We start from the raw sequence: 13,051 nt of genomic DNA on the forward strand, positions 1-13,051 counted from the left end.
CATAGGCAAGTCCTCAAGTGACACTCTTTCCGCTCATATGGGGTGCGTCGATCGAAATATCAGTGAACTGTCCGGCGAGATATTTTCGGGCGGCATGGTCGGCCGCCCGCCGGTTCACGACGAGAATGTCTGCCCTACCCAAGCGCGATGATCGCTGTTCGACCACGCAGGCTCCCGCACCCGGCCGACCGGAATCGGTCGCGTCAACAGCATCGGTCATGCAAGCCTCTGGTCATCGATGTCCCCGGTGATGATGCCGAGGGTCTCCCGGCGAAGACTCGATTGACATACAGCTTTCCTATGTACTATCAACATATCTGGAAAATCTGCCATACAGGTTTGCCCCTCCTGAACTGGAGATTGCGTGAGCACGGCCGTATCCGCAAAACATTCCGACGCAGCGAGCCTGGTCAGCAATACGATCGGCGAGATCACGCGCCATATCCGCGCGCATGAGCTCGGGCCCGGCGACCAGCTGCCCAGCGAGGCCGCGCTTTCGAGACAATTGAGCGTCTCGCGTACCGTGGTTCGCGAGGCCTTCAGCTCGCTCGCCGCCATGCGGCTTATCGACCTGAGGGCGGGCAGACGGGCTACGGTCGCCGAGCTGGATTATAGCGCCATGTCACTGGTGATCGAGCATGGCGTCCACACCGAGCAGATCACGGTGCAGCAAATCTACGACGTGCGCCGCACGATTGAGACCCGCACCGCCATGCTGGCGGCCTTGCGCAGAACCGCCGACGAAGTGGAAATGATCAGGACGCACGCGCTCGCCATGCGCGAGAATTTCAAACGGCCGGAACAGGTCATGGAGCACGATCTCGCCTTTCACCTCCAAATCGCCAAGGCTGCGAAGAATCCGGTTTTCAGCCTCATCGTCGGCGCGTTCGAGCGCGTATCGCGCCAGACCTGGCCGATCGGCTGGCGGACCCGCCCTTCGGATGCCGAGCAGTTGGCGATGATCCAGATCCATATCGACCTCGCCGAGGCAATCGAGACCGGTGATCCCCAGTCGGCGCGTGACCTGATGGCGAGGCATTTTGACGAGAGCGTCAAGGCCCTGCTGGCGGCCGGCATCGCCTGAGGAGCAGGGGCGCAATGAAGATCACGAAACTGGAAACGCTGCGGCTCAAGGAGCGGCCGAACCTTCTCTGGGTCCTGGTTCACACGGACGAAGGCCTCGTCGGACTGGGCGAGACCTTCTTCATGGCTGAAACCGTCGAGACCTATCTGCACGAATATGTCGCGCCGAGCGTGATCGGGCGCGACCCCTTGCAGATCGACCTGCTTGCCGCCGACCTCGTCGGGTATCTGGGTTTCCGATCGACGGGCGCGGAAGTCAGGGGCAATTCCGCTTTCGATATCGCGCTTTGGGATCTGTTCGGAAAGGCGACGGGTCAGCCGATCGCACAACTCCTCGGCGGGTTCACCAGGCACGAGATCAGGACCTACAACACCTGTGCCGGAACCGAATACATCAAGAAGGCCACCGGGCAGACGACGGCCAACTACGGGCTCGATAAGCCCGGCGACGCCTATGATGATCTGAACGGCTTCCTTCACCGCGCCGACGAACTGGCGCATTCGTTATTGGAGGAAGGCATCACGGCCATGAAGATCTGGCCCTTCGACATGGCCGCCGAGAAAACGCGCGGCCAGTATATATCGCAGCCCGACTTGAATTCCGCGCTGGCGCCATTCGAGAAAATCCGCAATGCGGTCGGCGACAAGATGGACATCATGGTTGAATTCCATTCAATGTGGCAGCTGCTGCCGGCCATGCAGATCGCTCGCGAGCTTGCCCCCTACAAGACCTTCTGGCACGAAGATCCGATCAGGATGGACAGCCTGTCCAGCCTGAAACGCTATGCCGAGGCTTCGCTGGCGCCGATATCGGCTTCTGAAACGCTCGGTTCCCGGTGGGCCTTCCGCGACCTTCTCGAAACTGGAGCGGCCGGTGTCATCATGCTTGATATCAGCTGGTGCGGCGGGCTCTCGGAGGCGCGCAAGATCGCTGCCATGGCTGAAGCATGGCATCTGCCGGTCGCGCCACACGACTGCACCGGTCCAGTGGTGCTCGGCGCATCGACCCACCTGTCGCTGAATGCGCCGAACGCGCTTGTCCAGGAGAGTGTCAGGGCCTTTTACAAGACCTGGTACCGCGACCTTGTGACCGCTTTGCCGCAGGTGAAGAACGGCATGATCACCGTGCCTCCCGGACCGGGCCTCGGCATGGAACTGAACCCGGAGATCGATCGCGCCTTCACGGCGCTTCGACGGGTGAGCGACGCATCTACTCTCTGAAACAACCTGAAGCAGCTTTCTACGGAGGAGGAGAACCATGAAGAAGCTACTTATCTCGGCAGCCTTGGCAGCAGTACTGGCTGGAGGCTCGGCAATCGGCTCACGCGCACAGGAGCCGATGAACATCGTCTTCACGCATCATTCGTCGGCGTCGAACCCGTTCTGGCAGGCGGTGAAGAAGGGGTTTGACGACGCCTGCGCCAAGATCCAGGCCAATTGCCAGATGGTCTTCACGCAGACCGAAGGCTCGATCGAGCAACAATCGGCCAACATGCAGGCGGCACTCGCGGCAAAACCGGACGCGCTGATCACCTCGATCGTCGACAACAATGCCTTCGACCAGATCATCGCCGACGCGCGCGCTGCCGGCGTCACGGTCATCGCGTCCAACGTCGACGACACCGAGGGTGCAGCCGGCAATGCCCGCCAGGCTTTCATCGGCCAGGGCTTCATTCCCGCCGGCTACGAACTCGGCAAGAAGATGTCCGAGTTCTTCCCCAAGGAAGGCAAGATCAGGGCGCTCGTCGGCGTCTCCGCGCCCGGTCAGAACTGGTCGGAACAGCGCGCTGCCGGCGTCATGAAGTTCCTTGAGGAATACAAGGCCGCGAATGCCGGACGCGAAGTGGTCATTGAACGGCTCGACACCGGCACAGATGGCGCCGTCGTCGCCGATCGTGTTGGCGCCTATCTGTCTGCCCACCCGGACACCACGGTGTATTTCGACACCGGCCTTTGGCATGCCTACGTGGCCCAGGTCCTGATCGATCGCGGCATTGAGCCGGGCAAGGTGCTGATGGGCGGCTTCGACATCGTCTCGGAAGTCTTGCAACAGATGGAAGCGGGTTACATCCAGGTCCAGGTCGACCAGCAGCCCTACATGCAGGGCTTCATGCCCGTGATGGAAGCCTATCTCGCCAAGAACGTCGGTCTGCTGCCGGCAGACATCGACACCGGCAAGGGCATCATCGTCAAGGAAGACGTGCCAAAGCTCAAGGAACTGGCCGCACAAGGCGTGCGGTAGGCGCGAAGCCGGCGTCCTCTCCTCGTTCTTTACGCGGAGAGGGCGAGGGCGAGGGCGAGGGCCAGGGAGCAAGGCCTCGGGCGTCGGCTCCGTCCCATCCTCCAACGGCATCTCCCTTGTCGAGGGCGGTAGAAGACAGACTGCCGCCATCCCCTTGCCGATGCGACAAGCCAGCGCAAACAATCCCAAGCCGGAGCGAATGATGAAGCGCTTGATGAAGATTTATCTGGAGAAGCCGGAGCTTGCGGCGGTCGTGTTCCTGCTCCTCCTCCTCCTCGTCTTTCAGATTCGCTCGAACGGCGTATTTCTGAACACACAGAACGTGCGCGGAATGCTTGGGCTGCTGCCTGAAATGGGGCTGGTCGCGATCGGTGTGACCCTGCTGATGATATGCGGCGAGTTTGATCTTTCCGTAGGCTCGGTATTTGCGCTGACCCCGATGACCATGGCGGTGATCCTGGCGGCAGGCGTGCCGTTCGCGCCGGCCTTTGCCGCCGGGCTCGCCATTGCCGCCCTGATTGGCTTCTTCAACGGGTTCATAACGATTCGTTTCGCGATACCAAGCTTCATCACCACGCTTGGCATGCTGTTCATCGCGCGTTCGCTGACAGTGGTAATCTCCGGTGGCTTCCCTCCTGTCATCCCGGCCAACGCTCTGCCCAAATGGCTGTTTACGATCTATGTGGGGCCGGGCGACCTCTTTCGCATGTCGTTCTTCTGGTTTGTCGCCGTGGCAATCCTGGCGACGGTGCTTCTGTCGCGCACGAATTTCGGCAACTGGGTGCGCGCCACCGGCGGCTTTCTGCCCGCCGCGCAATCGATGGGCATCCCGACGGCCCGGGTGAAGGTCGCCTGCTTCATGATCTGTTCGGTGCTCGCCGGCTTTGCCGGCACCATTCAGGTGATGCGGCTCGGCGCGCCGCTGCCTTCGATCGGCGAGGGGCTGGAGTTGCAAGCTGTGTCGGCTGCCGTCATCGGTGGCGCCTCGCTGACTGGCGGCATTGGCACCATCTTCGGCGGCATCATCGGGGCTGCCCTGATCCGCGTCATCGACAACGGACTGGTGCTGAGCCAGGTTGACGCCAACTGGTTCAAGATGGCAATCGGCTTCCTGACTATCTTCGCGGTCGTCGTGAACGCCTGGCTTCGAAAGCGGGGCAGGGCAATGAAGGTGGAGACCTGATCATGGCGGCACCCATCATCGCGATCAAGGGACTCCAGAAATGGTATTCCGGCGTCCACGCCTTGAAGAACGTCACTCTGGACATTTATCCAGACGAGGCGCTGGGCCTTGTCGGCGACAACGGCGCCGGCAAATCGACGCTGATCAACATCCTGTCAGGCACCCAAAAGCCCGATGGCGGCGAGATCAGGATCGAAGGTGAACCGGTCCGCTTCTCGAACCCGCGCGACGCCATGAATCGCGGCATCGAGACGATCTACCAGTACAATTCGATGGTCCCGACCATGACCATCGCCCGCAACGTTTTCATCGGACGCGAGCCGGTGAAGGGCTCGGTTTTCGGCATCGGCATCCTGGACCAGAAGCGCATGCGTGACGAAAGCGTCAAGGCGATCGCCGACGTCGATCTGCATCTGAGATCGCCCGACGCGCTGGTCGGCGAACTGTCGGGCGGCCAGCGCCAAGGCGTGGCGATCGCCCGGGCCATGCACTTCAAGTCGAAAGTCATGATCCTCGACGAGCCGACCAATCATCTCTCGGTCAAGGAGACGCGGAAGGTGATCGGCTTCGTTCGCGCCCTCAAGGCCCAGAACATCACCAGCGTCTTCATCAGCCACAACATGCATCATGTTTTCGAATGCTGTGACCGGGTCGTGGCCATGGCGCGTGGAGAGATCGTTCTCGACAAGCGGATCGGCGAGACTTCGATCGAGGAAATCCACGAGGTTCTGTGACGCGAAGAAGCGATCACTCGCGAGCCGCTCTGCTGGTAGAGGTCAGTCTGCGCTACGGCTTTTCCGCAAGGATCGCCTCAGCGGTTTTCTCGTCGGTGATCAGCACATCGACGACTCCCAGACGCAACACGGCGCGCAGCACCGGAACCTTGTCGAGGCCGCCGGAGGGCAAGATCACAGTGTCGACGTCGCGCAGATGTTCGGGGGCGAGGCCGATGACACGGCTGTTTAGCGGGTGATCGACGAGTTGTCCGTCGGCGCCGATCCAGTGGCCGCAAATATCGCCGACGGCTCCGGCTTCGCGGAGCGATCTGAGATCATCGTCTCCTACCAGTCCGATCCGAAAGATGGTGGCGTCCTTGTGCACCGCGCCCACCGAAACGAAAGCGGCGTCAACGTCGCGGGCATGGGTGAAGGCGTCTTCCAGAATAGACTGGCGCATAAGCAGATCGCGCGTGGCCTCCGTATCCGTGAATACCGGTGCTGCGATGTAGAAGCATTCCGCATCGAAAAGCGCCGCGAGCCGCGAGGCGATTTCATAGATGTTGATCGCCGATCCACGCGTGAGCCCGCCAAGCAGGGAAACGACCGACATCCCTCTGACGGGGCGTACGGTCACTGACCGCAGACTAAGCTGGAGCGTCCGTCCCCATCCCACGCCCACCGATATCCCGTCACGGATTCTATGCGACAGGGCTTCACCGGCAGCGGCTGCGATCACCTGTGGCACCAGGGCGGGATCGGGCGGTGTCGGAACCACGATTGGGTCGGAAACGCCATAGGCGTCCCGCAGCCGGTGCTCCAGCTCGATGCAGTTCGCCACCTTGGAATTGATGCGAATCTGAACGATCCCCCGCTGACGGGCATGCGCCAGCATCCGGTTGACGCGAAGGCGGGTCAGGCCAAGAGACTTGGCGATTTGCGCCTGCGTCAGGTCACCGACATAAGCAAGCCAGGCGGCGCGCACGAGCAGCCCTTCCTCGCGATCGGCCGTGACGGAACTCGTTACGGCTTGGCGGCCGTCGCGTTTCTTTCGTGCTGGTTTCTCCATCAGATCATCCTGTCCACTCCGCGGCAGCGGGTCCCGAGCGGGTTCGGCGGAGCCATGTGCTCATCGATATGAGGCATCAATCGAGTCTCCCGGCTCCGCTAGCCTCGATGATAGCGGTCGAAGGACAAAACCAGCGGAGCATCATGGCAAATTGCGTCGATGATGGCCCTCGTCAGCGGCAGGCGATCGTGGGGAAGTACACCCCGGGCCATCATATTCTTCAAAGTCGGACCAAGGTCCAGCGCCAGTTGCGCGCCCTCGACCGTGTCCGAACTCATATGTTCGCGCTTCGCCACGGAATAGGGCAGGCCGCGGCCGAGCAGGCGCCCCATGCGACCGTTACGGCCCGCCTGGCAGGTCACATAAAGATCGCCGGAGCCGGCCAGCCCCAGCACTGTTTCGACCTTTCCACCCAGAGCTTCGACCAGAATCGCCATCTCGGCGAGGGACTGCGAGAATAGCGACGAGGCAAGATTGTGCATCAGTGCGCCATTGGGCGCCTTGCCGTCGCGCTCGAGCAGCCCGACGGGAGCTCCAACGGCGAGTGTGTAGAAATTCTTGAACGCAGCGCAGATCTCGACGCCGACGAGATCGGATGACGATCGCGCATGATAGAAAGGCGCGCGCAGAATGCGGGACGCCGCGGCGACCTGGTCGGGATCATGCCCGGCCACGATCACAGAGGTGTCGCGCTGCGTCGCCAGTTCGCCGGCAATGCACGGTCCGCCGACGGCCATGACCGGGACAGACAAGCCAGTGCGTTGCTCGATCTCGTGGGCAAGCAGATGTGGCAGGATTTCCACGCCTTCGTCGCTTGCCGCAAGTCCTTTCGTAATCATCAGTATCGGCACGGGCGACTTGATGTTTTCTGCAATGCGGTCGATCGCCCAAGGAATGCCGGCCGACGAGACGCCGAGTACAAGCAGATCGGGTCCATCGTTCATCGCCGCAGCGAATTCGGTCCAGGAACAGGCGGTTACCACATCAGGCAGAGCGATGTTGAGGCGTGGGTGATGACTTGTGCTGGCCACCGAGCCGACGATCTCCCCATCGAGATGGGTCCCGACAAGAGTGATGCGGTTACCAGCGTGAGCGGCCGGAAGCGTCATGGCAGAGCCCATGACGCCGGCGCCGAGGATGATGATCCGCGCCATTCAGCTTCTTCCCTTGTCCAGCCGCTCGCCGCTACCTTGGTCGAACAGGTGGATTCGCTCAGGCGCCGGCTCCAGATGGATCACAGTTCCAGGAGAGACTTCCATACGGTCGTGCAGCACCGAGCAGATTGCAGCGTTGCCCATGCTGGCAAAGATGTGGATTTCGGGGCCAGTCGGCTCGACAACCGTAATCCTCGCCGGAATGCCGCGCCCGTCGGCCACTGGTCGAAGATGTTCGGGGCGAATGCCGTAGATCACCTTTTGGCCGGGCCGGACCGCAGCCCCTGGCGGCAGCGGGAGGGATAGCTCGTCGGTCCGCACCACCCAGGCGTCGCGCTCGGAAGCCACCTCGCCATGGAACATGTTCATTGCGGGCGAGCCGATGAAGGAGGCGACGAAGAGGTTTGCCGGGCGATCGTAGACATCGAGCGGGCGCCCGATCTGCTCGATATGGCCGTCGCGCATAATGACGATGACATCGGCCATGGTCATGGCCTCGATCTGGTCATGCGTGACATAGACTGTGGTGGTCTTCAGCCGCTGGTGGAGCTCCTTGATTTCGGTGCGCATCTGCACCCGCAGCTTGGCATCGAGATTGGACAGCGGTTCGTCGAACAGGAACACAGTTGGGTCCCGCACGATGGCGCGACCCATGGCGACGCGCTGCCGCTGGCCGCCCGAAAGCTGGCGGGGATACCGTTCCAGATAGGGTGTCAGGTTGAGGATCGACGCCGCCCACCCGACCTTCTGTTTGATTTCTTCGTTGGGGCGCTTCTTCAACTGCATGGAAAAGGCCATGTTGTCGAAGACGGTCATGTGCGCGTAAAGCGCGTAATTCTGGAAGACCATCGCGATATTGCGGTCTTTGGGATGGAGCATGTTGACGACCCTGTCGCCTATGGCGATCTCACCGGACGTGATGGGCTCGAGACCGGCTATCATGCGCAACAGAGTGGACTTGCCGCAGCCGGACGGCCCCAGCAGAACGACGAACTGGCCATCCTCGATCGAGAGATCGAGTCCATCGATAATCGAGAGGGCGCCATAGTCCTTCTTTATGTTGCTGATGGTGACAGACGCCATAAATTGCTACCCTTCGATTGCCCTTGCCGGTTGGATCTCATTTTCGCCATGCGAGCGATTGGCGATCGGATGCGCTCTCACCATTCGCTCTCCAGAAACTCTTCCAAGAGTCCCGCATCGGCGGCCAGGTTGACAAAGGACCATCGGCCGCGGATTTCCCGCGAATAGCGAATGGCGTCGTGCCAAAGCGCGCGCGGCAGGTCTAGTTCCGCGCCGGTGACCGGCCCTCCCGCAGCCTTGAGTGCTGCCTCCATGCGGGCGACCGGCATTGCCATGGGCCGAACCTCCTGGCACAGCGCCGGCCAGATTTCCGCAAGCCTGCGGTTGAAGATTTCCGACTGGCTGGCGTCGAGTGCCGTCTTCTTCATCTCGGCAATGCAAAGTGGTCCAAGCTGCGCGCCATAACGGGCCAGCATCGCCGCCTCGTCGATGGCGGTCGGCTTCACCTGCGGCGGCTTTTCCATGTCCAGCAGCCGCGCTTGCAGCCGCGCCATGACCAACGAGGCAACCCCCACCTGCTGGCCGTGCGTGGTGCCGGGATGATGGTCTTGCGCGAACATGTCGACCCAATGGGAAATCTGGTGCTCTCCCATGGACCCGGGATGGGAAACGCCGGCAAAGCACACGCCCATCGAGCACAGCGTCAGGACGCGCTGGAGATGCCCGACAGCGGTGACGTCATGCCTGGCAAGGCCAGGCGCATGGGCCAGCATCGGCTCCTCATCGCCCGCCTGCAGCTGGTAGGGCACCTCGGAATAGTAAGTGTCGAACAGCCGATGCGAAGCCCACCAGTCGATCTGGGCCGTGGAGCGGCAGAGGCTGTCGCCAAGCCCGGCGGCGCTGAGCCAGGCGGGCGCTGCGGCCGACACGCCAAGGTCCAGGAAGATGCCCCGGGGCGCGTGTGAAGGCAGCGAGATCTTGAGCCCGGAGGCCAAGGTCACCGACGCTGTCGAGGCGCCGTAGCCATTCATCGAGGCGGCCGTGCCGAAGACGGCATAGGGTCGCTCGTCGAGGAAGGTTGCATGCTTGCAGCTGTCATTGAGGACGCCCGACCCGACGGCCACGACCCCTTCGGCGTGACGTGTCTTCTCCCTGACCATCTGGATCGTCGCCTCATCACAGTCGAGGCCGTCAGGCAGCACGATTTCGTCGATGTCGGCGATGGCACGCAGCGCCTTCGCGACGCGCCTGCCCATCACATCGACGGTGTTGATATCGGAGACCACGGCGATGCGGCTGCCTAGCTTCAGCGGCGCAACGAGATCCGCCTCGCGGCCTTCCGTCGTCTCCAGCAATTCGATCGTCTGGAACGGCAGGACCGCGGCCGCGCCTGTCTTGGGATCTGTCCAGCGTCCAGCGACAACGTCCTCGATCAACGCGTTCCAGTTGGTCGTTTCAGCCATGATCGGCCTCCATGAAGGCCGCGAGGCGTTGGTTCCAGGCTGCAAGCGTTGGCCAAAGATCAGCATGGATCGCAAGAAGTTCGGCGTAGAGCGCGGCCCGTTTCGTGTCCGGTTCGAAGGTTTTGGCCGGCTCGCTGGCCATTGCGAGCGACGCTTCGGCGATGGTCGAAAACCAGCCCACCCCCTTTGCCGCCGCCATCGCCGCGCCTAGCGAGGAGGCTTCGACGGTCGTCGAACGTTTTACGGGACGGCCGAGTGCATCCGCCAGAATCTGCATCCACAGGTCGGACTTCGCTCCTCCGCCGATGGCTATGAACTGGTCGATAGTCTGGGCGGCAGCCGCAGCCGCCCGCTGACTTGTCGCGGCCTGATGCAGCGCTATGCCTTCCAGCACGGCGCGATAGATGTCGCCGCGGCGGTTCGAGCCCGAAAGCCCGGCAATCACACCACGGGCCGCACTGTCCCAGTGTGGGTCCATGACGCCCTGCCAGTAGGGCAGGAGCATTATGCCGCCTGCGCCGATCGGGCTGGCAGCGGCTTCGGCCTCGAGCGCCTCCAGGGCATCGCTTGCGCCATGCAGATCGACGCCAAGCATCTCGCGTGCCATCCAGTCGACAAGAAAAGTGCCGGCGCGAAGGCACGTCTCATAGATATAGCCATTGTCGGCGACCGCCGTTTCGGTGCGGAAGGCCTGGTCGTGGACGTAGTCCGTGCCGAAGCTGCCGGAGACGACCGCCGTGCCGAGGTTGATGTAGGCGCATCGCGGCTGCAACACACCAGCGCCCGTGCCGGCGCATTGACCGTCGCCGCCGCCGGCGACGATCGGCGTGCCCTCGCGCAGGCCCGTCGAAATGGCCGCTTCCGACGTCAGTTGGCCCAGAACGGTGCCGGGCCGCGCCAGATCCGACATCATGCGCCGGGCGACGCCCGCTGCCTCCAGTATATCGTTCGACCAGTCCATAGCCCGCATATCGAGTATGCCCATCGGGTCGGCGGATGCGGTGGACGTCACCCACCGGCCGCTCAAGCGAAAGACCAGATAGCCGTGGACTTCGGCCATCCGCTCCACGCGGGCAAAAATCTCGGGCTCTTGCTCGCGGAACCAGATCATGCGGTAAAGGCAAGGAATGACGTCCAGCGGCTTGCCGGATATTGCGTGGACGCGTGCCGAGCCGAAACTCTCGCCGAAGCGGCGTGCTTTGCCACGGGCGCGCTCATCGAGCCAGAGTGTCGCCGGCCCGACCGCTTCGCCTTGCTCGTCGAAAAGTCCGAAGCTCTCGCGCTGGTTGGCAATCGCAAGGGCGGCAATGCGTGCCGGCGAAACCGTTGACGTCACGGCGCGCAGCGCTGCGACCGTCGAGGTCCACCACTCGGCCGGATCCTGCTCGAAATAGCCCGAACGCGGGTTGGACATTGCAAGCGGTGCACGAGCTTCGGCCACGGCCAGACCATTGCGGTCCCAGGCGATCGCCTTGGTTGCCGAGGTCGAGGAATCAATGCCGATGACGAGATCAGGAACCATTGCCGCCACGTTGCCAAACGGCGAGGGCGGCCGAAGCCGCCTTCGCCCAAATCACCGACTAGCCGCTAAAGACCGGCGTCCTTGACTTTGCCGTCGACAATGCCGGCAATGGCATCCAGGCATGCCTTGGCATCGCCGCCATAGTCTTGGCCCGTAAGCAACTTGCCGAGCTCAACCGGAATGTCGTTGTTCGACAGATCCGCCCAGATCGGCATGTCCGGCTCGGATCCCATCTGATTGTCGATCGTGTATTTGATCGCGTCGAAATGGCGTGTCGTTCCGGGGCCGACAACAGCCTTCGTCTTGACCCGAGGATCTGTAAAAGAGGAATTGCGCATCGGCGAGGCGCCGCCGCCGAGCGTCGATACCCGCGCCATCACATCCTTCGAGCAGACCCACTGCATGAACAGCCATGCCGCTTCCTTGTTCTTGGAATATTGCGACAGCGAGATCGTCGAGCCGCCCTGGTGGCCGACGGCCGGGATTTCGTTGAAGCCGCAATCGGCAGCGGCGCGACGACCAGGAACTTCCTTGGGCGCGGGCAGGGCCTCGAACAGGCCTTTGACCTTGGAATCGTTGGCATCGAAGCCGGGGAAATCCTCGCCCCAGGTGATTGCCATGGCGGCCTGACCCTGTGTCAGTGCCTGTCCCTGCCCGTCCCAGGTCCAAGTCGTCGCCGACGGCGGCGAGTTCTTGACCAGCTCCTGATAGAATTTGAGCCCGGCCACGCCGCGCTCGTCATTGCCGACAAACTTCTTGTCCTTGTTGAAGACAGAACCGCCATGGCCCCACAATGCGAAGGTCCAGTCGCATTCCAGCGAATAGTGGCCGGACTTCGCCTGGCACGCGGTGCCGAAGATGCCGTTGCTTTTTTCTGCCTCTGTGAGCGCCTGCACGGCCTTGAGGTAGGCGTCGAGGTCTGTCGGCAGCGCAATGTTGTGTTTGTCGAAAAGATCCTTGCGGTACATCAGGATGAAGATCGGAATATCGAATGGAATTCCGCACTGTTTGCCGTTGTACATGGCGATGCCGTCGACCAGCGGCTTGGAGAAATCGTCCCAGTCGAAGTTGGGCATCGCCAGTTCTTTGTTCTGGTCGTAATACTCGCGCGGATCGACGACATCCTGGGCAAATGTCGCCATCCAGGACTGGTCGAGATAGTAGACATCGTAGGTGCCAAGCTGGCCCTGTACGTCTTGCGTCGCCTTGGCGAGAACCTGCTCCAGCGGCACGATCTCGACTTCCACCTCAATGCCAGTTGCCTTGGTGAATTCACCCGCGACAAGCTGGTTGGCAACAATCGTTGGCGGCGTCGCTTCCGAAGTGTAGCGGATTTTGGTGCCGGCATATGGTTTGCCGACGTCGGCCAGCCACTTCAGCATATCGGCGTCCTGGGCGCGGGCTTCTTCAACCCCGAGGCCCAGCATCCCCCGACTGGTGCGGCCACCACCTAGCATGGCCGATCCGAAGGCGGAAAAGCCGACACCAGCGAGCGCCATCTTCCTCATGAAGTCGCGTTTGGTTATCCGGCGCGCCGTAAAGTCATTGCAGGTATCGGCGACGAATGTCTTCTTGTCGTGTTCACTGAAGCTCATG

The 13,051-nt window shown here is 62.0% G+C and carries 12 protein-coding genes; 5 read left to right on the forward strand and 7 right to left on the reverse strand.

All coding sequences use genetic code 11. The annotated features are described in order from the left end of the window. Positions 1–13 precede the first annotated feature (13 nt). Positions 14–220 carry a hypothetical protein gene (locus tag NKJ20_RS13715; RefSeq protein WP_352744602.1) on the reverse strand — a complete coding sequence of 69 codons (207 nt, stop codon included), beginning with the start codon at positions 218–220 and terminating at the stop codon, positions 14–16. Positions 221–364: 144 nt separating this feature from the next. Between NKJ20_RS13715 and NKJ20_RS13720 the strand changes: the two genes are divergently transcribed. The 5 genes from NKJ20_RS13720 (at position 365) to NKJ20_RS13740 (ending at position 5,242) form a co-directional block, all read left to right on the forward strand. Further along, the gene (locus NKJ20_RS13720) at positions 365–1,084 is read left to right on the forward strand and encodes a FadR/GntR family transcriptional regulator (RefSeq protein WP_352744605.1); all 720 of its coding nucleotides are present in this window, start codon (positions 365–367) and stop codon (positions 1,082–1,084) included. A gap of 14 nt (positions 1,085–1,098) precedes the next feature. After that, positions 1,099–2,304 carry a mandelate racemase/muconate lactonizing enzyme family protein gene (locus tag NKJ20_RS13725; protein WP_352450623.1) on the forward strand — a complete coding sequence of 402 codons (1,206 nt, stop codon included), beginning with the start codon at positions 1,099–1,101 and terminating at the stop codon, positions 2,302–2,304. 37 nt (positions 2,305–2,341) lie between these two features. Next, positions 2,342–3,325, forward strand: coding sequence for a sugar ABC transporter substrate-binding protein (locus NKJ20_RS13730; protein ID WP_502895713.1), 984 nt, complete (start codon positions 2,342–2,344; stop codon positions 3,323–3,325). Between the two features lie 202 nt (positions 3,326–3,527). Next, on the forward strand, positions 3,528–4,508 hold the full coding sequence (locus NKJ20_RS13735; protein WP_352744607.1) for an ABC transporter permease: 981 nt from the start codon (positions 3,528–3,530) through the stop codon (positions 4,506–4,508). Positions 4,509–4,510: 2 nt separating this feature from the next. Beyond that, complete coding sequence (locus NKJ20_RS13740) at positions 4,511–5,242, forward strand: ATP-binding cassette domain-containing protein (RefSeq protein WP_352744609.1); 732 nt, start codon at positions 4,511–4,513, stop codon at positions 5,240–5,242. A gap of 52 nt (positions 5,243–5,294) precedes the next feature. On the opposite strand, the gene NKJ20_RS13745 is transcribed toward NKJ20_RS13740, so the two are convergent. The 6 genes from NKJ20_RS13745 to NKJ20_RS13770 form a co-directional block, all read right to left on the reverse strand. Next, a complete protein-coding gene (locus NKJ20_RS13745) occupies positions 5,295–6,209 on the reverse strand; it encodes a sugar-binding transcriptional regulator (RefSeq protein WP_352744612.1) in 915 nt (304 codons plus the stop codon). A gap of 182 nt (positions 6,210–6,391) precedes the next feature. Continuing rightward, the gene (locus NKJ20_RS13750) at positions 6,392–7,447 is read right to left on the reverse strand and encodes a hypothetical protein (RefSeq protein WP_352744615.1); all 1,056 of its coding nucleotides are present in this window, start codon (positions 7,445–7,447) and stop codon (positions 6,392–6,394) included. Then, complete coding sequence (locus NKJ20_RS13755; protein WP_352744618.1) at positions 7,448–8,530, reverse strand: ABC transporter ATP-binding protein; 1,083 nt, start codon at positions 8,528–8,530, stop codon at positions 7,448–7,450. Positions 8,531–8,607: 77 nt separating this feature from the next. Continuing rightward, the gene (locus NKJ20_RS13760; protein WP_352744620.1) at positions 8,608–9,933 is read right to left on the reverse strand and encodes an iron-containing alcohol dehydrogenase; all 1,326 of its coding nucleotides are present in this window, start codon (positions 9,931–9,933) and stop codon (positions 8,608–8,610) included. Continuing rightward, a complete protein-coding gene (locus NKJ20_RS13765) occupies positions 9,926–11,455 on the reverse strand; it encodes a xylulokinase (RefSeq protein WP_352744623.1) in 1,530 nt (509 codons plus the stop codon). The genes NKJ20_RS13760 and NKJ20_RS13765 overlap by 8 nt, the downstream gene beginning before the upstream one ends. Before the next feature lie 65 nt (positions 11,456–11,520). Beyond that, complete coding sequence (locus tag NKJ20_RS13770) at positions 11,521–13,050, reverse strand: ABC transporter substrate-binding protein (RefSeq protein ID WP_352744624.1); 1,530 nt, start codon at positions 13,048–13,050, stop codon at positions 11,521–11,523. Position 13,051: the final 1 nt, after the last annotated feature.

Origin of the sequence: Mesorhizobium sp. M0185 (assembly GCF_040322175.1) — a bacterium.
In the GTDB taxonomy this organism is placed as follows: Bacteria; Pseudomonadota; Alphaproteobacteria; order Rhizobiales; family Rhizobiaceae; genus Mesorhizobium.

What these genes read in the sequence shown, in the direction of transcription:
- NKJ20_RS13715 (WP_352744602.1), bottom strand. Translation starts at nt 220, where the DNA reads ATGACCGATGCTGTTGACGCGACCGATTCCGGTCGGCCGGGTGCGGGA.
- NKJ20_RS13725 (WP_352450623.1), top strand. Translation starts at nt 1,099, where the DNA reads ATGAAGATCACGAAACTGGAAACGCTGCGGCTCAAGGAGCGGCCGAAC.
- NKJ20_RS13730 (WP_502895713.1), top strand. Translation starts at nt 2,342, where the DNA reads ATGAAGAAGCTACTTATCTCGGCAGCCTTGGCAGCAGTACTGGCTGGA.
- NKJ20_RS13735 (WP_352744607.1), top strand. Translation starts at nt 3,528, where the DNA reads ATGAAGCGCTTGATGAAGATTTATCTGGAGAAGCCGGAGCTTGCGGCG.
- NKJ20_RS13740 (WP_352744609.1), top strand. Translation starts at nt 4,511, where the DNA reads ATGGCGGCACCCATCATCGCGATCAAGGGACTCCAGAAATGGTATTCC.
- NKJ20_RS13750 (WP_352744615.1), bottom strand. Translation starts at nt 7,447, where the DNA reads ATGGCGCGGATCATCATCCTCGGCGCCGGCGTCATGGGCTCTGCCATG.
- NKJ20_RS13755 (WP_352744618.1), bottom strand. Translation starts at nt 8,530, where the DNA reads ATGGCGTCTGTCACCATCAGCAACATAAAGAAGGACTATGGCGCCCTC.
- NKJ20_RS13760 (WP_352744620.1), bottom strand. Translation starts at nt 9,933, where the DNA reads ATGGCTGAAACGACCAACTGGAACGCGTTGATCGAGGACGTTGTCGCT.
- NKJ20_RS13765 (WP_352744623.1), bottom strand. Translation starts at nt 11,455, where the DNA reads ATGGTTCCTGATCTCGTCATCGGCATTGATTCCTCGACCTCGGCAACC.
- NKJ20_RS13770 (WP_352744624.1), bottom strand. Translation starts at nt 13,050, where the DNA reads ATGAGCTTCAGTGAACACGACAAGAAGACATTCGTCGCCGATACCTGC.